This window comes from Wolbachia endosymbiont of Brugia pahangi (assembly GCF_012030695.1).
In the GTDB taxonomy this organism is placed as follows: Bacteria; Pseudomonadota; Alphaproteobacteria; order Rickettsiales; family Anaplasmataceae; genus Wolbachia.
In genome coordinates this window covers 697,998-719,401 of record NZ_CP050521.1, presented here as the reverse complement: position 1 = coordinate 719,401, position 21,404 = coordinate 697,998, and the positions used below count along the sequence as shown (strand labels likewise).

Annotated in this window: 25 protein-coding genes, 2 tRNA genes and 1 pseudogene; 16 read left to right on the top strand and 12 right to left on the bottom strand. The window is 34.6% G+C overall.

Annotated elements, in window-relative coordinates; all coding sequences use genetic code 11:
- Window positions 1–5: 5 nt before the first annotated feature.
- The 5 genes from WBP_RS03490 to WBP_RS03470 all read right to left on the bottom strand — a co-directional run bounded on the left by WBP_RS03490 (window position 6) and on the right by WBP_RS03470 (window position 4,989).
- The gene (locus WBP_RS03490) at window positions 6–374 is read right to left on the bottom strand and encodes a DUF4175 domain-containing protein (RefSeq protein WP_167896081.1); all 369 of its coding nucleotides are present in this window, start codon (window positions 372–374) and stop codon (window positions 6–8) included.
- 123 nt (window positions 375–497) lie between these two features.
- Entirely contained in the window at window positions 498–2,165 is a 1,668-nt protein-coding gene (locus WBP_RS03485; protein WP_167896080.1) for an aminopeptidase P family protein, read from the bottom strand.
- An 8-nt stretch (window positions 2,166–2,173) separates the two neighbouring features.
- Entirely contained in the window at window positions 2,174–4,207 is a 2,034-nt protein-coding gene (gene mnmG, locus WBP_RS03480) for a tRNA uridine-5-carboxymethylaminomethyl(34) synthesis enzyme MnmG (RefSeq protein ID WP_167896079.1), read from the bottom strand.
- A 142-nt stretch (window positions 4,208–4,349) separates the two neighbouring features.
- Entirely contained in the window at window positions 4,350–4,793 is a 444-nt protein-coding gene (locus WBP_RS03475; protein WP_246165892.1) for a hypothetical protein, read from the bottom strand.
- A gap of 123 nt (window positions 4,794–4,916) precedes the next feature.
- Window positions 4,917–4,989, bottom strand: a tRNA-Gly gene (locus WBP_RS03470).
- A gap of 150 nt (window positions 4,990–5,139) precedes the next feature.
- Here WBP_RS03470 and WBP_RS03465 point away from each other — a divergent pair.
- From WBP_RS03465 to WBP_RS03455, 3 genes are all read left to right on the top strand, one after another.
- Window positions 5,140–5,760: a ribonuclease D gene (locus WBP_RS03465; protein ID WP_011256807.1), complete on the top strand. Its 621-nt coding sequence runs from the start codon at window positions 5,140–5,142 to the stop codon at window positions 5,758–5,760.
- Window positions 5,761–5,883: 123 nt separating this feature from the next.
- Window positions 5,884–6,207 carry a thioredoxin gene (gene trxA, locus WBP_RS03460; protein WP_167896078.1) on the top strand — a complete coding sequence of 108 codons (324 nt, stop codon included), beginning with the start codon at window positions 5,884–5,886 and terminating at the stop codon, window positions 6,205–6,207.
- Between the two features lie 42 nt (window positions 6,208–6,249).
- A tRNA-Ile gene (locus tag WBP_RS03455) sits at window positions 6,250–6,323 on the top strand.
- Window positions 6,324–6,779: 456 nt separating this feature from the next.
- Here the strand turns inward: WBP_RS03455 and WBP_RS03450 are convergent.
- The 4 genes from WBP_RS03450 to WBP_RS03430 form a co-directional block, all read right to left on the bottom strand.
- Entirely contained in the window at window positions 6,780–7,016 is a 237-nt protein-coding gene (locus tag WBP_RS03450; RefSeq protein ID WP_167896077.1) for a tetratricopeptide repeat protein, read from the bottom strand.
- 177 nt (window positions 7,017–7,193) lie between these two features.
- Window positions 7,194–7,367, bottom strand: coding sequence for a tetratricopeptide repeat protein (locus WBP_RS03440; protein WP_136132011.1), 174 nt, complete (start codon window positions 7,365–7,367; stop codon window positions 7,194–7,196).
- 236 nt (window positions 7,368–7,603) lie between these two features.
- The gene (locus WBP_RS03435; protein WP_218938830.1) at window positions 7,604–7,900 is read right to left on the bottom strand and encodes a hypothetical protein; all 297 of its coding nucleotides are present in this window, start codon (window positions 7,898–7,900) and stop codon (window positions 7,604–7,606) included.
- Window positions 7,872–8,171: a hypothetical protein gene (locus WBP_RS03430; RefSeq protein WP_167896074.1), complete on the bottom strand. Its 300-nt coding sequence runs from the start codon at window positions 8,169–8,171 to the stop codon at window positions 7,872–7,874. The genes WBP_RS03435 and WBP_RS03430 overlap by 29 nt, the downstream gene beginning before the upstream one ends.
- 598 nt (window positions 8,172–8,769) lie before the next feature.
- Between WBP_RS03430 and WBP_RS03425 the strand changes: the two genes are divergently transcribed.
- From WBP_RS03425 to WBP_RS03365, 13 genes and pseudogenes are all read left to right on the top strand, one after another.
- On the top strand, window positions 8,770–9,387 hold the full coding sequence (locus WBP_RS03425) for a murein hydrolase activator EnvC family protein (RefSeq protein ID WP_167896073.1): 618 nt from the start codon (window positions 8,770–8,772) through the stop codon (window positions 9,385–9,387).
- A gap of 12 nt (window positions 9,388–9,399) precedes the next feature.
- Complete coding sequence (leuS, locus tag WBP_RS03420) at window positions 9,400–11,997, top strand: leucine--tRNA ligase (RefSeq protein ID WP_167896072.1); 2,598 nt, start codon at window positions 9,400–9,402, stop codon at window positions 11,995–11,997.
- 84 nt (window positions 11,998–12,081) lie between these two features.
- Complete coding sequence (locus WBP_RS03415; protein ID WP_167896071.1) at window positions 12,082–12,243, top strand: hypothetical protein; 162 nt, start codon at window positions 12,082–12,084, stop codon at window positions 12,241–12,243.
- An 87-nt stretch (window positions 12,244–12,330) separates the two neighbouring features.
- Window positions 12,331–12,549 carry a hypothetical protein gene (locus WBP_RS03410; protein ID WP_167896070.1) on the top strand — a complete coding sequence of 73 codons (219 nt, stop codon included), beginning with the start codon at window positions 12,331–12,333 and terminating at the stop codon, window positions 12,547–12,549.
- Between the two features lie 784 nt (window positions 12,550–13,333).
- The gene (locus WBP_RS05780) at window positions 13,334–13,576 is read left to right on the top strand and encodes a magnesium chelatase domain-containing protein (protein ID WP_167896324.1); all 243 of its coding nucleotides are present in this window, start codon (window positions 13,334–13,336) and stop codon (window positions 13,574–13,576) included.
- Window positions 13,560–13,868, top strand: a complete 309-nt coding sequence (locus WBP_RS05775) for a hypothetical protein (protein ID WP_167896069.1) — start codon at window positions 13,560–13,562, stop codon at window positions 13,866–13,868. The genes WBP_RS05780 and WBP_RS05775 overlap by 17 nt, the downstream gene beginning before the upstream one ends.
- Window positions 13,811–14,188, top strand: a complete 378-nt coding sequence (locus WBP_RS05770; protein WP_167896068.1) for an ATP-binding protein — start codon at window positions 13,811–13,813, stop codon at window positions 14,186–14,188. Before WBP_RS05775 ends, WBP_RS05770 begins: the two co-directional genes overlap by 58 nt.
- A 233-nt stretch (window positions 14,189–14,421) precedes the next feature.
- Window positions 14,422–14,679: a magnesium chelatase subunit ChlI family protein gene (locus tag WBP_RS05765; protein ID WP_167896323.1), complete on the top strand. Its 258-nt coding sequence runs from the start codon at window positions 14,422–14,424 to the stop codon at window positions 14,677–14,679.
- Window positions 14,680–14,765: 86 nt separating this feature from the next.
- The gene (locus WBP_RS03385) at window positions 14,766–15,266 is read left to right on the top strand and encodes a hypothetical protein (protein ID WP_167896067.1); all 501 of its coding nucleotides are present in this window, start codon (window positions 14,766–14,768) and stop codon (window positions 15,264–15,266) included.
- A 691-nt stretch (window positions 15,267–15,957) separates the two neighbouring features.
- On the top strand, window positions 15,958–17,148 hold the full coding sequence (gene ftsZ / locus WBP_RS03380) for a cell division protein FtsZ (RefSeq protein ID WP_167896066.1): 1,191 nt from the start codon (window positions 15,958–15,960) through the stop codon (window positions 17,146–17,148).
- A gap of 109 nt (window positions 17,149–17,257) precedes the next feature.
- Window positions 17,258–17,544 (top strand): annotated as a pseudogene (locus WBP_RS05760) (EVE domain-containing protein).
- A gap of 66 nt (window positions 17,545–17,610) precedes the next feature.
- Window positions 17,611–18,063, top strand: coding sequence for an rRNA maturation RNase YbeY (ybeY, locus tag WBP_RS03370; protein ID WP_167896322.1), 453 nt, complete (start codon window positions 17,611–17,613; stop codon window positions 18,061–18,063).
- Between the two features lie 93 nt (window positions 18,064–18,156).
- A complete protein-coding gene (locus WBP_RS03365; protein ID WP_011256798.1) occupies window positions 18,157–18,945 on the top strand; it encodes a succinate dehydrogenase iron-sulfur subunit in 789 nt (262 codons plus the stop codon).
- Between the two features lie 3 nt (window positions 18,946–18,948).
- Here WBP_RS03365 and WBP_RS03360 read toward each other — a convergent pair whose 3' ends face one another.
- From WBP_RS03360 to WBP_RS03350, 3 genes are read right to left on the bottom strand one after another with little or no spacing between them, the layout of a single operon-like run.
- On the bottom strand, window positions 18,949–20,085 hold the full coding sequence (locus tag WBP_RS03360) for a transcriptional regulator (RefSeq protein ID WP_167896065.1): 1,137 nt from the start codon (window positions 20,083–20,085) through the stop codon (window positions 18,949–18,951).
- Between the two features lie 55 nt (window positions 20,086–20,140).
- Window positions 20,141–20,920, bottom strand: a complete 780-nt coding sequence (locus tag WBP_RS03355) for a GNAT family N-acetyltransferase (protein ID WP_041571482.1) — start codon at window positions 20,918–20,920, stop codon at window positions 20,141–20,143.
- A complete protein-coding gene (locus tag WBP_RS03350) occupies window positions 20,910–21,392 on the bottom strand; it encodes a phosphatidylglycerophosphatase A family protein (RefSeq protein ID WP_167896321.1) in 483 nt (160 codons plus the stop codon). The genes WBP_RS03355 and WBP_RS03350 overlap by 11 nt, the downstream gene beginning before the upstream one ends.
- Window positions 21,393–21,404 lie beyond the last annotated feature (12 nt).

Genomic DNA, 21,404 nt, shown 5'->3' with positions numbered 1-21,404 from the left:
ACTACCTACTTGTTACTTTCGATCTTTTCCATTAATTTCTTAACCAATCCTCTTAGTTTTTTACTGGACTCGTCAAGCTCTTGAATCTGCAAGCTATCCTTTTTCATGAGTTCCTTATAATTACTTTTTATATAGTCAATCATTTCCTTCATCTGAGCAATCATCTTGTTAATATCCATACTACCTAAATTAGATACTATCTCAGGTGTAGAAGTATCTAACATACCACCAGCCATAAGTTGCTGGGACATTTGCATAAATGGCTTTAAGGCCTGATTAAGTAATTCAGGATCCTTAGCTAATTTTTCTATTTGCTCTTTACAAGTATCCATATATTGCTTCATAAATTCATCTTCTTGTACTTTATCCATCATGATTACACCTACTTAAAAATATATGTTTTCTATTATATATTGTTTTTAAATTAAAAGCAATACAAAACACCCACTACAACTGTATTAATATTTTATTAAATAATAGAAAAGCTGCTCTTTTGCTTATAAAGAAGCACATATTTTCTTTAACCATTCCTTATTTTTAACACTATTTTCTAAGCTCTTATAGACAAATTGGTGATAGCTATTTATCCATTCAATTTCATCTTTAGTGAGCATTTGCACATCTATTAGCCCTCTATCATATGGAATGGAGGTCAGTTGTTTAAAGCTTAAAAAACCATTTTCTTGCTTGTCAATATACATCAGATTTTCAATTCTTATTCCATACTTTTCTGGAATGTAATAACCAGGTTCATTGGAAAGTATCATCCCTGGCATGAGTTTTACTTTATTTCCTTTTGATATTGATTGCGGCCCTTCGTGTACTGATAAATAGCTTCCTACCCCATGCCCTGTGCCATGCATATAATCTATTCCAAATTTCCATAAGTGAATGCGTGCCAATGTATCTAATTCTCCACCGGTAGTGCCGGAAGGAAAGACTGCACTTGCTAAAGCGATGTGAGCTTTCAATACTATTGTATAGTGAGTTATTTGTTCATTAGTTGGATTGCCAATTGCTATAGTTCTTGTTACATCGGTTGTGCCATCAAGGTATTCGCCACCAGAATCAATCAAATATAATCCATCTTTCTGAATGACTTTGTTTGTCTCACTGCTTGCACGATAGTGGATTATTGCTCCATTTTCGTTAAATGCGGAGATTGTTGGAAAACTCGCTTGTTTGAACAAATCCTGCTCTTTTCTATATTCTAAAATCTTTTCTTTGGCTTCAAGTTCTGTACTGGTATTATTTTCAAGCCAATGTAGAAAATTTGTAACTGCTATTCCATCTCTGGTGTGTGCTTTTATAGCTCCAGCTATTTCAGTTTGGTTTTTTACTGCTTTGTAAATCAAGCAAGGATCCTCCCTTTCAACTATCTGCTTATTTTTTATTATAGCCATAATACTCATCGGAGTTGTGTTTGGATCTATAATTATTGAATTTAGCTTGCATAGTGAACTTTTGAGTTTACTAATATCAAAGATGTTTGTATGATTACCTAAATTTGCTTCTATGGTCGAGTATTCTTTATCTTGAATAAACAAGTCAACATTGCCGTTCTTGTACAATATAGCACAGCCCAATATACATGGAGTATATTTAGCATTTTCATTTCTTAGATTTAATAACCATGAAATTGAATTTGAATCAGTTAAAAGTACTGCTTCAGCTTCTTTATTTATGCTTTTAGCTACTTTTTCACATTTACTCTTACTACTTTCACCGGAATACTCAACTGCATGCGAAACTATCGTTTGTTTTCTACGGCTAATTTCTTTTTTAATTGAATATGGTACCAATTTACAAATATCTTCATATTTTCTTATCTCTTTTACGGTAAAATATTGCAAATAGTAACCTAGTGAGGTAGTCAATGTTAAGTTTGCTTTTACCCATTCGCATGGATTCTCTTCTTGTATATTATGTACTTGAAAATTGTCCTGGTCGAGCTGATTGCGAGCTTGTGTGATATAGCGTCCATCCGTAAAAAATGGGCACTTGTTGTCTTTTGTAACGATAAGTAGCCCATGTGTTCCCGTAAAGCCACACAATTTAGTTAATTCGTCTGAATGTCCATTTAAATATTCGTCTTTGGTATGCAACATAAACGCATCAACTTTTATTTCACACATAAAAGAACGAAACTCTTCGATTTTTGACATAGAATACCTTACGTAGAATTAGCAGCTACCTTCGTTTTCCTATTTCTTAAATACACCAATATGCTAACTATTGCTGCTGGAGTGATGCCTTGTATTTGCTTTGCAATGCCAATCGTTGCTGGTTTAATTGCCTGCAATTTTTCTATTACTTCACTTGACAGGCCTTTAATTTGTGAATAGTTGAAATTGGTTGGAATTTGAGTATTCATTTCCTCTCGTAAAAACTTCATATCTGCTTCTTGTCTTACTAAATAAGGTTTGTATTTTGCTTCAATTGCAACTGCTTCACATATTTCATTTTTAATTGTGTTGCTCGTTGTTTTACTATCATTCCAGTACCCTGTTTTGTCATTCCAGCGCGTGACGCTAGAATCTGCATTTTTTTTCTGGATTCTAGTGTCAACTACTTGAATGACAGTTTGATCTGCTTTGTTGTCATTCCAGCGTGTAACATTAGTTAACTCTGGCCATATTTCTTGTAATTTGTTCCAATCAATATTTGGGTAGCTAAGTAGATCTAATGCTGTTTTTCTTATTCCATCATGAGATATTTTAATACCACAAAACCTAAGCTGCTCAGGAGTAATTTTCAGACTTTCTAACTTCTCTTCAAGCTGCTTAATGGATTTAAGTTTATTTTGTAAAGCAGAGTATCTTTTATATGATACAAGAGAGATGTTATAACCTTTTTGCGTTAATCTTCTATCTGCATTATCTGATCTAATTGCTAGCCTATATTCTGCACGTGAAGTAAATAACCTATAAGGCTCGGTCACTCCTTTAGTGACCAGATCATCTATCATTACGCCGATATATGAATCTGTGCGATGGAGAACAAAACTTTCTTTTTTTTGAGATGCAGAGAGTGCTGCATTGATTCCGGCGATAATTCCTTGCCCTGCTGCTTCTTCATATCCAGTAGTACCATTAATTTGGCCAGCGAAATATAGGCCTTTAACTTTCTTAGTTTCGAGAGTATGAAATAGCTCTCGTGGGTCAATGTAATCATACTCAACCGCATATCCAGGTCTTAATATCTCTGCGTTTTCAAGCCCTTTGATACTGTTTATCATTTCACGCTGCACTTCGATAGGCAATGAATTTGAAATTCCATTTGGGTATACAGTAATATTATCAAGTCCTTCTGGTTCTAAAAATATTTGGTGACTATTTTTTTCTGCAAATTTTTTAACTTTAGCTTCAATTGATGGACAGTATCTTGGTGCAACGATGTCATTCAGATAAGAAGAAGCTGACCTATGAAGATTCGCTTGGATTATTCTGTGTGTATTCTCATTAGTATAGGTAATGAAACATGAAACTTGAGGTTGATTAATTTTTTCTGTGAGGTAAGAGAACGGCATGGGTGGATTATTACCTACTTGCTCTTCTAATATTGACCAGTTTATAGTACTATGATCAAGCCTCGGCGGGGTTCCGGTACGCAATCTGCCTAATTTAAAATCATACTTCTTCAATGTATTTGCAAGTTCCACTGCAGATTTATCTCCCATTCTTCCTGAAGGGGTTGTTTGTTCTCCTATATGAACCATACCTTGCAGAAAAGTTCCAGTAGTTAAAACAACTTTGCTTGTTAGTATCTGTTTTCCTGAGCTTGTTATGATAGCTTTAATGTACGGTTCTCCATTGCTATTACTTTCGATCAGAAAATCATCCACTGACTCTTCTTTTACTGTCAAATTGTCATGATTTAAAATAATTTCCTGTATCGCTTTCTTGTATAATTTTCGGTCTGCCTGTGCCCTCGGCCCCCAGACTGCTGCGCCCCTGCTGCTATTTAAAATGACTGAATGTATGCTTGCTTGATCGATTGCTCTTCCCATTATTCCGTCAAGAGCATCAACTTCTCTGACTACAATACCCTTTGCAACTCCTCCAATTGCTGGATTGCAAGACATTTCTCCTATAGTTGAAATTTTATGGGTTATAAGTAACGTACTTGCACCAAGGCGAGCTGCAGCCGCAGCTGCTTCGCATCCTGCATGGCCACCACCTACTACCACTACGTCATATCTATGCATACCCTCTTGAGTAATTCTTACTCTACTATTATTCTAATTATCAACAATCAATGTCAAATTTTACAGTAATACAGCGTTGCTTCTTCTGTTACTCCAATGTTGCACACTAGAATAACAGAAAATAGAAGCTTTTTTGATGAGCTTAAACTTGCTCATGTTCTTTTCCTTTTAGAGAAAAATACTCAATTATAGGAAAAATAATATATTCATTCACTTTTTCAGCTATTGGTACTATAATACTGTACATTGAAAATATCGCTATAATCGGTGCTATTGCTCCACCTGCTAAAGTTGCATAACCTATGCCAATCATTGCACCAGGAAAAAAGCAGTTGCGGTTACAACAGGACCAACTCCAATCGTGGCACTTGTGAAGCATGCACAAGTAAAACTCGAAGAGATCTTTTTTGGAGAACTTTCCTTTTCTTATACTATCGCATATATAATATGCACTCAATAACATTACAGGAATGGCGGCAATAACTCCACCTATTATTAAATGTGATAAAGCTGTGAAACTTAACCATAAACCTGTAAGTGCTCCTATTACTGATGCTATGCCTAAAAGTATTAAATCTTTATCCATACAACTTCCCTAATTTTGATAATAACAATATTCTTCAAAGTTTTAAAACCCTCTCTATTGTCAGAGTAATTAGGTTAATTAGATAAGCAAAGTAATTTTTTATGGCATTATCTCGGAAAAGAGAGCGGAAGAAGGGGTTCGAACCCTCGACTTCAACCTTGGCAAGGTTGCGTTCTACCAACTGAACTACTCCCGCAATTAACCTAAATTTACTTCTTAATTATAGGTATATGTAATAATTTGTAAACCCCATACATACCGAAATGTGAGGAACTATGTCTATATATTTGTGTACTTAAAACTCACTTTCAATTATTATTGACGTTTTGTTATTCTACAGAGCCTTATGAGGATATTTGTATATAAAGATGACTTGCCAGCTAGTTCAATACCAGATAATGTAAGATCTATAGCTGTTGATACAGAGGCAATGGGGTTACTTCATGTTAGAGATAGATTATGCCTTATACAGCTCTCTTTTAATGATGGGAATGCTCACCTGATTCAATTCAAAAATGATTATGCAGCTCCAAATTTAAGAAAAATATTGGGGGATAAAAATATAACTAAAATATTTCACTTTGCACGATTTGATGTTAGCATAATATGTTATTATCTAGAAACTTGGGCACTTCCATGCTATTGTACAAAAATAGCTTCACGTTTAGTTCGCACCTATACAGATAATCATAGCCTGAAAGAGTTATGCTTAGAGCTACTTGATACTAAATTAAATAAGCAGCAGCAATCTTCTGATTGGGGAAGTGAAAATTTGACAGACAAGCAAAAAAGTTACGCTGCATCTGATGTTTTGTATCTTCATAAGATAAAGGAAAAGCTAGATTTAATGTTGGAACGTGAAAACAGAAAGGAGTTAGCACAAAAATGCTTTGAATTTCTTCCTATTCGTGTTGAATTAGATTTAATGGGATGGGAAGATATGGATATCTTTAATCACCAAGTGTAGTGATTTGTGAAGAGTTTTTTACTTATCAAAGCACTTGGGCAGTTTTTTAAGCTCTTTGGTAAGAATTTAGTTGATTAATTACTGATTTATGTGCTATATTTTACAAATTAGATCGGGTATTTTATGAGTGATGATATTACATCAGTAAGTGATCAAAATTTTAAGTCTGAGGTTGCTGATTACAAAGGATTTGTGCTGGTAGACTTTTGGGCAGAGTGGTGTGGGCCATGTAAAAATTTAATGCCGCATGTTGAGCAATTGGCTAAAGATAAAAAAGGTAAGATCAAAATCTGCAAGTTCAATATAGATGGAGGAGCTGAAGTGTTAAGTAAATATGGGATTCAATCTATACCCACATTAATCATATTTCAAGACGGTAAAGAAATTGCACGCAAAATTGGTACCATAAATGATCTGTCAAGTTGGGTTGATGATGAAATAAGCTAATAGACAAATTTGTTTTTGTATGTATTATAAGTGTTAACGAAAGGGATTGTAGCTCAGTTGGTTAGAGCAGTTCGCTCATAACGAATTGGTCGTAGGTTCGAGACCTACCAATCCCACTGATTATATTGGTTTAGTATATCATAAGGCTCGCTAGAGTATATTACAGGCACAAAAAAGGCTGATTATTTCACAATAGGATCTGAGCGTGTTCAAAAAGTTCTTTGCATGCCAGCTACAGTGGGCAAAAGCCATAATCTTCACTTTTTAAAATTTTGTCAACTTCTCGCTAATAAGGGAAAGTGCTTGAAAGTTATAATTTTAGCATTGATGAGGAATTTAAAGCACATTTTCTTGGTCTTCTTAAAAAGAATCGACTATTCAATCATAAATTTAGTGAAATAATTGTTTAACATAAGAGATAGTGCCTGGATACTTGCTTCAACATTTTTTGAACACAATCTACATTATAGTTGTGTGAAGTCATGTGTCCCTTTGTACTTAACCAGCCTAAATGGGCTTTTTCTGATTTATTCATGTGTGTATTTTAACATATTTTGTCGTTGGAATAATATCTATGAATTACACAGCAGTTTAGCTGTGATCTCAACTATTGTGCGCTTTGTTTCTACAGTGTCACGATGATCATCGCCCAAGATTCTTTCTCTTTCCTCTAGCACCTCTTGAAATTTTTCTAATGCCTTTTCATACTTTCCTTGGTGACTTAATGTGATAGCCATACCATACATCGCATTTGGAATGCAACGAAGGAAGATAAAATTGTTATTTAAGTGATTTTTTCCTATATACACTATCTCTTTTAAAGTATTTTAATGCCTCTTCATGTTTTCCCTGATAGCTAAGTACCATAGCAATTTCATACATAGTAGATGAAATATCATGATGGCCGCTTCCCAAGGTTTTTTTCTTTCTTCTAGCACCTTTTGAACTTTTCTAATGTTCCTCATACTTTTCTTGGTAACTTAATGCTATGCCATCCTATGTATTGGGTTGAGAACGCGACAAGAAATAGAATTGTCTTCCGAGTTCTTTTCTTTGTATATCAGCACCTCTTCAAAGTATTTTGATGCATCTTTATATTTTCCCTGGAAATTGAGTACTACAGCCATTTCATATATAGCAAGTAAAATATCAGGATTCAAAATTTCTTGTTTTACTTTTTTAAAAAACTCTTCTCTGCTTTCGCGTGTTAAAAAACATCCCTATTTTTCTTTTATCTAATTTAGCATTTCTTCCTTGAAATGAACGTAAACATTCTGCTTATCAATGTTATTAAACTCCTCACCTAGCTCATTTTAAATGATCTCTGTTAGTTCTATTTCATTAGGTTGATTTACTGCAAATACTAATTTAGTAAAAGTTTCTTTTATATTATCTTCTAACTTGTCCTTTTTTTTATTAGTTGCTTAAATTCACTTTGCCACCTTCGATTTTTTTCGATTTCTTTCTTGGGCTTGGTCGATCTATTTTGAAGTCTTTTTATTCCCTTTTCTAATTCTTCTATCGTTCCTTCCACAGCATTTTTTAATATCTGTTTCATTACTAAAATCATATTTTTATTAACATAAGAAACCTTATATCTTGTACTGTTATCCTTAAAAAAGACATCGCTAGTGTTTATTACTTCAACAGAAATTTCTCTTCCTTTACTTGGTCCTGAAGTTTTCACTTTCATTTTCTTTGATTATATCTTGTACTGTATTCTGATCTAGATCAGAACTAATATTAGTACAGATAATAAAATCTTCCAGGTCACCATCTGTAAAATCTTGATCGTTTTTAATTTGTAGATGAAGAACGAAATACTTTTCTAATCGGAATTCACCATTTTTATCTTCTATAAGCAAATTCCCTACTTCAATTTTCCTGTTACTCTCTCTCGTTTGTGTTTCGCTTGTATTAAAGAGGTGTACTTTTTTATTACCTTTGATATGTTGAAAAATCACATCGTTAAACTTTTCGCTGTATCCATTTCTTTAGCTAAGTGAAAAGAATATCCCTTGTCTATCTTACACTTTAAGAAGAGCATCAATAGCTTTAATTGGTAAACAGTGCTGTGAAGAGATGATTTTGATCCTTTGGAAGCAGCGTATTCTTTGGAACCACGTATAATCTTTTTCTACTAACCTTTCTTTAATGTGTAATCCCTTTATTATAGCTGGAAATTGAATATTTAACCTTGGTTTATGGACTCAATAGAATGCTTAGCTAAAGCTTGTTGATTAGAAGATTGTGAAAAACTCTTTATACACTCTCCAAAGATATTGACAATTTTTTTGTTTGTGTAAGTGTAATAGATCATTTAGCAATTAGCGACACCCAGCAGGGTGGTTTTGTTGAATAGTGAATTAGAGCAGGTGGAAAAAAACTCAAGCAGCGAGTTCAAAAGCAGGCATGATTATTTATGTTTTATCTGCAAAAAGCAGTGAGCTTATTTTGTGGCCCAATTCATGAAGATGTGGCCCAGAATCAAGTGAACAAAAAAAATCTTATTACCTTAAAAAGTATGCTATTTAATATAGTCTGAGCTGTCTAAATAAGTTTATGTGGCATATAGCCTCGTTCTTTGTGTTATCAGCAATATTAGTAAGTTGTGGCCTACAAAAACCTGCACTTGTATTACTTAAAGGCGAGGAATTTTATGGGAAGAGAGACCTAGAATGTACAAGAGAATATCATTTAACTAGAGAGGATATTAATCCTTCGGTACAAAAAGGAAGTAGAAAAGTCGCCATAGGTGAGGTATATAATAACAATGTGCAGGATATAGCGGTTAATAAGGTAGGTTGTAAATTTGTAATGCCAATAAAAGGTACTGTTATTTCAGCTACCCCTTCTGATGAGGTGTGTAAAGATGGAGTGAAAATCGCTGCTCAAGGTGGAACAAATGTGGTTGCTTCTGCTTCTGGCAAAGTGATATACGTAGGGAAAGGGCTGAGGTGGTATGGGAATTTGATTATAGTGGAACACAAAGATAATTACATGACTGTATACTCCTATTTAAAGAACATACACGTTGAAATTGGTGATAAAGTAAAGCAAGGTCAAGTGATTGGGTCTGCAGGTAAGTCAAGTACACAAGATAAAGACCCGCAGATGTGCTTCACAATACGACATAATGGCCAGGCAGTCGATCCTTTGACGCATATGAGCTGTGATTAGGTTTGGGTTTGTATGAAATATGACTTTAAAAACGTAGAAAAATTTTATCAAGATAGGTGGGATTTTTCTATTGGCAAAAATAATGAACAAGGGAAATGTTACGTATTGGAAATGTTCCCATATCCATCTGGTAAAATTCATATGGGACACCTGCGCAACTATGTAATAGGAGATGTGATAGCACGTTACAAGAGAGCTTGTGGATTTGAAGTTTTGCACCCAATTGGTTGGGACGCATTTGGATTACCAGCTGAAAATGCAGCAAGAGATAACAATGTTAACCCTGCAGCATGGACAAAAGAGAATATAGATAATATGCGTGCACAATTGAAATCTATAGGTCTTTCTTATAATTGGGAACGTGAACTTTCTACATGTGAGGCTGACTATTACAAGCATGAACAAAAGTTTTTCCTGGATTTTTTAAAACAGGGACTTGTCTATCGAAAAAAGTCGTGGGTTAACTGGGATCCAATAGACCAAACAGTGCTTGCAAATGAACAGGTAGTCGATGGAAAAGGGTGGAGATCTGGTGCAATTGTTGAAAAGCGTGAGTTATCCCAATGGTTTTTAAAGATTACTGATTTTGCCGAAGATTTACTTGAGTGCTTGCAAGGCTTAGAGAATTGGCCAGAAAAAGTCAAAATGATGCAAGATCGCTGGATAGGAAAGTCTGAAGGAGTGACTATAGAGTTTAAAATAGTTGGCCTGAATAAGAAGTTAAAGGTTTTTACAACTTGCCCTCATACTTTATTTGGAGCTTCTTTTTGTGCAGTGGCAATAGAACATCCCATTGTGCAAGATCTTATGAGCAAAGAAATACAGGACCTTATCAGTAGCATAAAAATACAGGGGAAAAATAACGAAAAAGTAGGAATTTACACTGGATTAAACGTCAAACATCCATTTCTTGATAAGGAATTGCCGCTTTACGTAGCGAATTTTGTATTGATGGAATATAGAGAAGGCGCGATTTTCGGGTGCCCTGCACATGATCAGCGTGATTTTGAATTTGCACAGGAATATGATTTGCCGATTATTCCGGTTATTTCTTCAGCCCATTTGGGTATCATTCCAGCGTGTGATCATGGTTCTTATACTGGATCCCAGTGTCAAGCTACTAGGATGGCAGATGGTCTAAATGAAGAGTATACTAATAATAGTATAATGTTTAACTCTGGGTTCTTAAACGGATTAACGGTCAGTGAAGCGAGGAAAGTAATAGTTGAAAAGCTTGAAGAAAAAGGAATAGGTAAGAAAACAATAAACTATCGTTTGCATGATTGGGGAGTTTCAAGACAGCGTTATTGGGGATGCCCTATACCTGTTATATATTGTAAAAATTGTGGTACTATTCCAGTGCCAGAAGAAGATCTTCCTGTGACTCTACCAACAGATGTGGAATTTACAAGTGGCGGTAATCCGCTGGATAAACATCCAACTTGGAAGTTTGTTAATTGTCCAAAATGCAAAGAGCAAGCAGAGCGTGAAACTGATACGTTCGACACCTTTTTTGAGTCTTCATGGTATTTTGCCGCATTTTGTAGTGAAAATAAATCCATCGATAAGAATGCATGTAATCGTTTTATGCCTGTTGATTATTATATAGGTGGGATAGAACATGCGATCTTGCATCTGCTTTACTCACGATTTTTCTGTCGTGCTTTGACCAAATGTGGCTATTTTAATATTAAGGAACCTTTCTCTACTTTAATCACTCAGGGAATGGTCTGCCATGTAACTTACAAAGACAAGAATGGTAAATGGCTGTTTCCTGAAGAAGCAAAAAGATTGATAACACAAGGTGCTAAGATTCAAGTCGGAAAAGTTGAGAAGATGAGTAAATCAAAAAAGAATACAGTTGACCCAAATTTTATCATAGAGAAGTATGGTGCTGATACTGCTCGCTTGTTTGTGCTGTCTGACACTCCTCCGGAGAAAGATATGGAATGGTCTAATGACGGCGTAGAAGGTTGTTCTCGCTATATAAATAAATTATGGCGTATGGTAATGCAATTTAAGCCTGTCGTCATTCTAAATCAATCCCCCGTCAAACAAGTAGCTGACACTGAGATCCAGAAAGAAGACATGTTGTCACATGCTAGAATGATACCAGATAAAAATGTTACAGGTAAGTTTCTAGGATATAGAAAAAAAATACATAAGCTCTTACACGGACTTACAGATGACTTAGAAAACTGCAGGTTGAACTGTGTAGTGGCAAAATTTCGTGAGATGACAAATTTAATAGCTGAAATAGATGTAAAAACTGGAAAATCTCTCATCAATGAGGGTATATGTGTACTAATCAGAGTAGTTGAACCGTTTATACCACACCTGGCTGAGAGCTTATGGCGGGAAATAGGAGGTGAAGGTATGCTATATCTGCAACCTTGGCCAAAAGCTGCCAAGTCACTACTGATTGATGATGTGGTGACTGTGGCAGTGCAAATTAATGGAAAATTGCGTGCAACAATTGAGGTGGCAATTAATTTGCATCAAGAAGAATTGAAGCAAATAGCAATAAATTCTGTATCTAATAGGGTCGATCAAAGTAAAGTTCGCGCTGTATATGCTGTTCCAAATAAGATAGTAAATATAGTTACATAAAAAATCTGAATAGTTTATTTAATTTCTTGACTATATCTTTTTTAATATAAGAGATGTATACTTATGCATTATATATTTTTTTGTATGAAGAGTTGTATAAAAATGAAGAGATTATGTGTTTTAGTTGTATTGCTCACTTTATCTTTAGCGAGTGCAGCTAATGGTGTGGTAGCTGATTTAGAAGGTCAGTACTATGGCTTAAACTTTGGTGCTAGCTGGGATAATAGCTTTATGATGAAAACCTAGTATTTTTTTAATTATCATCATGATAAGAACTCTAAATTTGAACTTGAGGTTCTCCTACATATTAATAACATCACTGATAAAAATAGGATGATAGGAGCTAGCTTATTGGCAAATTACTGTTTTTATACTAATCTTGATATTAATCCTATTAAACTATATGTTAGTGGAAGCTTGGATGGACATGTCCAGCTCGCGCCTAATTTTGTCATTGGTAATCTGGTATTAAGTCCAAGCAAGCCTAAATCTGCAAGTGATCCTAGTTCTAAAAGTAGAGATGGATCTACAGGTAAAGATGAATCTACATAAGTGAGAGTGAATCTGGCTAGTCGAGCGCTGCAATTAATAGCTGCAGAGTGTTATCTCATACAAACTTAAGATCGGTGTTGATTATGAGATAGCTCCATATCTAATTGGCACAGTTGGTATTACCATGTACAGTTTTGAAGGTAGGAATTTGTTATCATTTTTAATGCTGGTCAATTTTTAAATGTATAAATGATTTTTGGTATTTTGTATGAAATGGGAAAAAAGGTAAAAACTCCACGGGTGACAAGTTTTTTTTGACCCCTATAATAATTTTAGCTGGCACTGTGATAGTTTGCTGACGCTTAGTTTAAACGCAATTTGGCTGAGTGTAGAAAAATTTAAAAGACGTGTAGCTGTAATAATTTGATATAACCCGCCAATAAACACCTGAGTTTTTTTACTGAATTTTGTTATTGAACCTGCAGGCCAAAAACAAATTGTGATCAAAAATACCTTTGGTGCTATAGTAATAAGGTTGTTGACACTTGTCAAGTCAGTTTCTCGTTTCATCCAATGCATTACCAAAAACTATGCAAAAAGTCTAATGACAGACCAAGTATGTGAGTTCAGAATACGTGAACTTTGCTTCATAATTCCTTTAATAGATTATATTAATAACTTTATAGAATATGTTGTGATTACAAATATAAATACTGTCGCGCTTCAGGGGATTAACGTAGTAAATGTTAATGCGCAAATTCCATGGCAAATGGTATTCCTGCCTTTAATATTGTTGATTGCCAGATAAAACCATTGCGGAGTTTAAGGAGCACATCAAAGCAGTATTAAATTAATTAATCTACTGCTATATCCTAAAAGAGTCACAGTCAATCTTTCCTATGTAGATTTGCTGAAAGAAGGCAGTCACTATAACTTAACTATTGCTGTTAGACTGCTTGTTATAATGTATATTATACCAGTTGAAGAAATTCAGTCTTATATCATTATGGGTGAGCTTGCCTTTAATGGCAAGGGTATCTTAGTTTCAAGAGTTTTGCTGGTGGTAATTAATGCAAGGGAAAAATAAAGGAGTAATTTGCCCTAGGGGAAATGGAGTAGAGGCTTCGTGGGTAAAGAGTGTTTCAGTTTTGGCTATAGAAAAATTAACCAATATCATCAGGCATTTTAAGGGTGAGCAGTTAATTAAACCAGTGATTTTTAGTAAACCAAAAGAAAAGAAATCGATTCCTGATATGAAGGATATCAAAGGCCAAGTTGTGGTAAAAAGGGCAGCTGAAATTGCAGCAGCAGGTAGCGCAATATGCTTCTTATTAGACCTTCCGGTACTGGAAAGTCAATACTTGCTAAACGGTTTATAGGACTGCTGCCTGACTTGACTGAGCAGGTGATGATTGATGTAAATATCATTTTTAGCATAACACAGGTTGATAATGAGATATTCAAAATAACTAGTTCCTTTCGTGAACCTCATCACTCATGTTCAATACCTGCAATGATAAGAGAAGGAAAAAATGCAAAGCCTAGAGAAATCACCATGACTCATAATGGAATATTGTTCTTTGACGAATTACTGGGGTTTCTGAGACTTGTGCTCGACTCTCTACGTCAACCACTTGAAGATAGAAAAGTTACGATTTCAAGGGTGAACGCTCACATTATTTATATAGCGCGTTTTTAACTAATCGCTGCAATGGACCCCTGCAGATATGTGTGGTTACTTAGAAAGCACAAGTAGATCATGCAATAGAACCACGAAATGCGGCACGGATTATAAAAACAGAATATCAAAACCATGCTTAATAGAATAGATACGTGCATTGAAGTTCTAATATTAACATACTTTCTCCTAAAACTTACCTAGGGGAGAAAGTACTGTGACAGTATAAGAAAAAGAGTAATGGCAGTAAGAAAATTCAAGCTGAGCACTATAGTGGGTTAAATATTTGTTGCAATTCAGAAGTAAGTAATGAAATATTAAATAAATTTACCAAATCGAATCAAGCGGGACTAGAATTGCTAAAATACGTGCTGAAAGAAAACTACATTTCCAATCGAGGCTACACACGCATATTAAGAGTTGCAAGAACCATTGTAGGTCTTGCGAAAAGTGAGAAGGTAAAAAGAGCGCATATTGCTGAAGCGCTAAATTATAGAATAAGAGTATATTAACAAGCTAATATACTTGACAGGGGGGTTTTTCTTATTATATTACCATTATAAATAAAAATTTAACATTCTATTTAAGGAGTAGAATTATGACAGTAAATATTTTAGAAAATGATTCCTTTATTAAAGCTAATGAAAAAGGATATAAGGATTCTGATGGAGGATTTTGGAGTACAACTAAAGGAATTGCTGACGCGAATTGGCAATACGTATGCCATCATCCATACAAAACAGCTGTGGTTATTCTTGGTACACTTTCAGTGGTAGCGCTTACAGCTGCTTACTTTTTGAGCCCAGCTTATACAGCTTTTATTGGTGTAGCTGGAGCAAAAATTGCAACGCTTGTTAACCCTGCTATTACTGGATTGCCTGCACTTGCAGTTGCTCATCCACTAGTTACTGGTTTAATCGTTGCTGCTTCAGTGGTAGCTTTAATAGCTGCGCCTATATATGCATGGATGAACAGCAGTAAAGCAAGCCAAATTGAGAAAGTACGCGAGTTGCTTAAAGATGAAAAACCAGCGAGCAAGATAGGTGAGCTTAAGGAAATATTTAAAATCTCAACAGAGGAAGAAAAAACGCCTGCGTAGGTTAGTGCAACTTTCAGTGAAAAGGGATAGGTCTCTGTCCCTTTTTCTTCTAAATATTTTCTATTTTTTGCATCACTTGGGGTAATACAGTAACTGCATGGGCATTGGGTTTCAGAAATTCAAGTAGCTCATAAAAGTGCAAAAAACTACTTGACAAGCTTTGCTATTTCTCTTACCACGATAGTGAAGCTGTTTTATATAATTTCCCAATCCGTGCAGATTAAAATGACAGGAAGATCTTCTGTTTAGTCTACTATTGTTTAATTTTTTGCACTATGTGTACCTTATATCTTTATGAGATTTTAGGTTTTTACCTATACAAGCTGAGATGCACTTATAAAGTGTTGCAAGACATCATTCGATGTCAAATTTTAGAATAAAGAGTTAGTAACTAGCTACTCTAGTTTTTTTACCTTTTTTTCATCTTAGTAAGTTTCTTATTATTCATAGCTAAAGGTTATGCTAATCTATTTTAGCTATAATATCTTATGTAGAAAAAGATGCAGACTGTTGAGTAATACTGCTTGTTTAATATTCACCATTTATTAATTGATTATAAACATTAGTATAAATGTTAAAAATAAGTAAATCCGTTTACTATTTATGTCTGTAGGGATGAAAAGTGTTTGCATGTTGTTAAAAAGGTAGTAACTTATTATCAAGTGAATTCACTAAATTTTGAGTAATTTAAATGTCAATTGACCTTAGTTTGCCAGAGCTACCCGTATTATATCCAAGAATCACCGTTGTGGGAGTGGGCGGTGCTGGTGGGAATGCTGTGAACAACATGATCCAGTCTAATTTGCAGGGAGTGAATTTTGTTGTAGCAAATACCGATGCTCAAGCACTAGAAAAATCATTATGTGATAAGAAAATTCAGTTAGGTATTAATTTAACTAAGGGTCTTGGTGCTGGTGCTTTGCCTGATGTTGGCAAGGGTGCAGCAGAAGAGTCAATCGATGAGATTATGGAGCATATAAAAGATAGCCATATGCTTTTCATCACGGCAGGGATGGGTGGTGGCACTGGAACAGGCGCAGCGCCAGTAATTGCAAAAGCAACAAGAGAGGCAAGAGCTGGAGTTAAGGATAAAGCGTCAAAAGAAAAAAAGATATTGACTGTTGGAGTTGTAACCAAACCATTTGGCTTTGAAGGTGTGCGCCGTATGCGTATTGCGGAACTTGGGCTTGAAGAATTACAAAAATACGTAGATACGCTTATTGTCATTCCAAACCAAAACTTATTTAGGGTTGCCAATGAAAAAACTACATTCTCTGATGCGTTTAAACTTGCTGACAACGTACTGCATATTGGCATTAGAGGGGTGACTGACTTAATGGTTATGCCAGGGCTCATTAATCTTGATTTTGCTGATATAGAAACAGTAATGAGCGAAATGGGTAAAGCAATGATTGGTACTGGGGAGGCAGAGGGAGAAGATAGAGCTATCAGTGCTGCAGAAGCTGCGATATCTAATCCTTTGCTTGATAATGTGTCAATGAAAGGGGCGCAAGGAATATTGATTAATATTACCGGCGGTGGAGATATGACTCTGTTTGAGGTTGATGCTGCGGCGAATAGAGTGCGCGAAGAAGTAGACGAAAATGCAAATATAATATTTGGTGCTACCTTTGATCAAGCAATGGAAGGAAGAGTGAGGGTCTCTGTTCTTGCAACTGGCATTGATTGTAGCGTTGCTCATGATAACAAGCAAGAAACTTCATCTGTAAATCAAGATGAGACTTCAGAGGAGAAAAAGTTCGAGTGGTCTTACAGCCAAACTCTACTTCCAGAGGCAAAACAAGCTGAACAAATAAGTGAAGGAGTTAAGTGGAGCAGCAATATCTATGATATACCAGCTTATTTAAGAAGAAAGAAGTAATGCAATTTTGGCTACTTAAGTCAAAGCCAAGTAAATATTCATGGCAAAGATGAAAAGAGAGCAGGTAGTCAGGTGAAGTGGTATATGCAACTATCAACATCAAAATTGTATGAAAACTATGAAATTAGGTGATTTTGCATTTTTTTATCATACAGGTAAAGAGAAAGTGATATTTGGAGTAGTTGAAGTATTTAAAGAACACTATCATGTTAATGGTTCTGGGTTTGGGTTGATAGATGTGAAATTTTCTAAGCCTTTACTTAACCAAGTAACTTTAAGCGATATAAAAAGAAATCCGCTTTAAAAAACATGGTCATTTTAAAACAAACACGCTTATTAATTTTTCCAGTCTCAGAAATTGAGTGGAATGAAATAATAAAAATGAGTGATGTGTAATACTTGTCATTTCAGTTTCCAAATGATGTCGTTCCAGTGTGTAATATCTTTCTTGGTATATTACTCATGTTAGAAGTGAATATTCTTGATAAGAAGTGGTACAGCATTGTAGAAGATCCAGAGGGCTTTACATTGAACATTATAAATGCCTCTCTCAAAGAGTTGAAAATAGACCAATATAAACCGAATATATCAGTCGCTCTTGCTGATGATAATTTGCTGCATCAACTTAATTTAAGATTTAGACAGATGAATAAGCCAACTAATGTGCTGTCATTTCCGTGTGAACAATTATCTAGTGAATGCGACTTAGGAGACATAGCTATTTCAATAGACACAGTAAGAAAAGAATCAGATGAGTATCATATACCCATTCCAGCTCATGTTGCACATATGTTAGTGCATGGGTTATTGCATTTACTTGGCTATGATCACCAGAAAAAAGGTGAGGAAGTTGTAATGAAAAATCTGGAAGGTAAGATTTTAGCTTCGCTTGGATACAATATGTGTGCAATTTAAAAGGGATTTAATAAAAATATAGTAGATGATGTTAAAATATGTTATCTACAGAGCAAAAGGGTTTTTAGCTATAGATGATAAAAGATAAGCAATATGGTTCAGTTTTTTTTGCCAAAAAATTCTAAAATTAATAAAAAGGGCAAAGTTTACCCTGCTCCTACTAAAGCGAAAAATGTTAGGAGATTTCAAATTTACCGTTGGTCTGCTGATGACAAAAAAAATCCTAGAGTAGACACGTTTTTCATTGATATGGATAATTGTGGCTCTATGGTGCTTGATGCATTGATAAAAATAAAGGATGAAATAGATCCTACCTTAACTTTTAGACGTTCTTGCAGAGAAGGAATATGTGGGTCTTGTGCTATGAATATTGATGGGACCAATACTCTTGCATGTACTAAATCTATACCAGATATAAAGGGTGATGTAAAAATATATCCATTACCTCATATGTATGTAATAAAAGATCTAGTTTCAGACTTGAGCCAATTTTATGAGCAATATAAGTCAGTTAATCCTTGGTTACAGGCAGATAAGCCTAACCTGCTAAATCAAGAATATTCGCAATCTCCTGAAGATAGAAAAAAACTGGATGGCCTTTCTGATTGTATATTATGTGCTTGCTGCTCGACTGGTTGTCCAAACTATTGGTGGAATAATGATAAATTTTTAGGACCAGCAATACTATTACAAGCTTACAGATGGATTGCTGATAGTCGTGATAATAAAACAGATGAAAGACTTGATGCCTTAAATGACCCATTTAAGTTGTATCGTTGTCATACAATAATGAGTTGTACAAAAACCTGCCCTAAAGGGCTTAATCCAGCAAAAGCAATAGCGAAAATAAAACAGCTTATGGTAGAGAGAAAAGGATTTTAAATTTTATCTTTTGTACTCTTTGTATGCAAAGAGCAAGCCTTCTGAAGCATAGGGTATCGTTAGTATTCTGAATACTTTTCCATTTGTGAGATGGATCGTATCATTATGTGGCCCAAATAGTTTTTTAAACAACTCATGCCTTTGGTTACTAATGGTTTGGAAATCTTCTTTTTCTAAAAGCTTTTTAGGTTCGAATAGATAAAGCATGACTTCATAATAAGTTGGATAAGATACTAAAAATTTTGCGTCAAACTGAAAGGTTTTTACAAAAGCGTTATTGTAAAACTTTAGTTTTTGATTCTTACTATATATTGCGATAGCAATTGGTAGCTCCTCAAGTAAATTTTTCTGTGTAGCTAGATAACTATCTAATTCAGCACGTAACCCCTCTGCATCACTGATATCTTTTCCATACATTACCATACTGCCGGAACTTCGTATTGGAATTTTAATAAAATCAAAGATCTTGCGTTCATTTTTACAAGTGATCACATGCTTTCCTAATTTTGTGTTGTAGACGCTGCTAATGACAGCCAATCTCTGAGAACTGTTTATATATTTATCATAAAACAAATTACAAAACTTTACTTTTTTATTTTCATCATATTTTAGTATTGGAAACGGCAAAGAGTTGAAAATATTTCTATAATTCTCTATTTCTTGTGTGAGCTTATTATTTTCTAACTCAAGTGCATTGGCTTTTATCTTGTAGTCTGAGATATTTCTTATCCACAACAGCACACCAATCACTTTGTTAAAATCGTCTATTATGCTTCTACCATAACACATACAATAAACTTCACCGTCTTTTGACTTTAAATCCAAAGTGAAAGATTTATTTATTTCCTTTGCTTCGGTGAAATTTTTAATTAAGCTTTCCGATTGCTCAAAAAAGTTTACGAACTCATTGAATGAGTAAAAAACAGTGTTAAGTAAAATCAGTAAGTTAGGAGAAAATTTTTCTATGCGTTTTTTTGCATCCCAAATGTAAAACCCATCATCTACAGTATCAATTAAATTATTTATTATAATATTTTGGTGTTGTAGGCTCTTAATTTTATTATCCACTTTCAATTTAGAATAAGAAAGAAAGAATAATATTAAAATTAACAATAAAACTACTTCGTACAGAAAAAACATAGTACCTTTAAAACAGACGTAAAAATTTATAACCTCTTGGTAAGGGTATGTTAAGTTACGCTGAAGAAGTGTACAAGTAAAGATTACCTAATATCTGAAAACCCAATCTCTTATAAAGGTTGACAGAAGGTTTCATGCAATGTGCTACTACATGTTTGCATTCAAGCTGCTGAATTATTTTGATTCTATCTAAAACCATTTGTGTACCTATCCCACGATTTCTATAAATTGGCAAAACTCCATCACTGTAAAAACCGGCTACGCTGTCTTGAATATAAAAGCCGCATGTTCCAATAATTTCATCGTTTAGTGTTACAAGAAAAAATCTTAATCCTGAGTTTTTATCATCATAATTTGATAACCCGCGAAAAAATGTGCTAACAATTCCAATACTGTGGTGAAAAATCTTAGAAGTATATGAATCTAGCTGTTTTAAGAGGTTGCTACTAGTTACAGCGTTCAACTTTAAGCCTGGAACAACATCAGCTGGCAAGAAGTAATTTTTCATGTTAAGTAAAACTTTTTTTGGTGTGCTGACGTGTTTTATTCCACACTTTTCTAAAATGCCCTGTGTCTTTGTATGCGAATTCATTACCCATGTTGCTTCTATATTTCTTGCTCTAAGATAATCTAAAGTTTTTTGTACAGAAAGCTCAGTACATTGGTCTTCACAAAACACAAAATTGAATAATGACTCTCTAGTACCATTTATTGTGAATGTAACATTATCGAATTTGTCATGCACTTCCCACTTAGATAAATTTGCTGCATAAAGTATATAATCCTTTAGATTTTGAATAACTAAGCTTGAATAGTAAATTTTCTTATCCCGCATACACAGACAATAGACAATAAAAAGCCCCTATAGGAACACAGGCTAAAATTGCAGCTATAATATCATCCAGCATAATGCCTAGAGGACCTTTGATGTTTTTATCAATCAAATTTATAGGCCACGTTTTTATTATATCAAAAAACCTAAAGAAAAGAAAGCACAACAGCAATAAAGGGCAACTCACCTCTTGGTTTAGCAATACTGAAATTAGAAATATTGTCAGAAATTGACCAACTACTTCATCAATCACTACCTCCTTTGGATCATGTGAAGTCTGGTAATGTTTTATATAATTATCTGTGGACCACAACCCGATTAAGAATAAGAAAAGGATAATTGCTGCACCTAAAATTTTGTCACTTAGTACTAGGGGAACAATTGGATAAGCAGCTAAGCTGCCTACAGTGCCTGGCATTTTTTTTACTGTCCCAGATAGCCACCATGTTGATATCAATTTATATAAAAATTTCACAGTACACAAAAC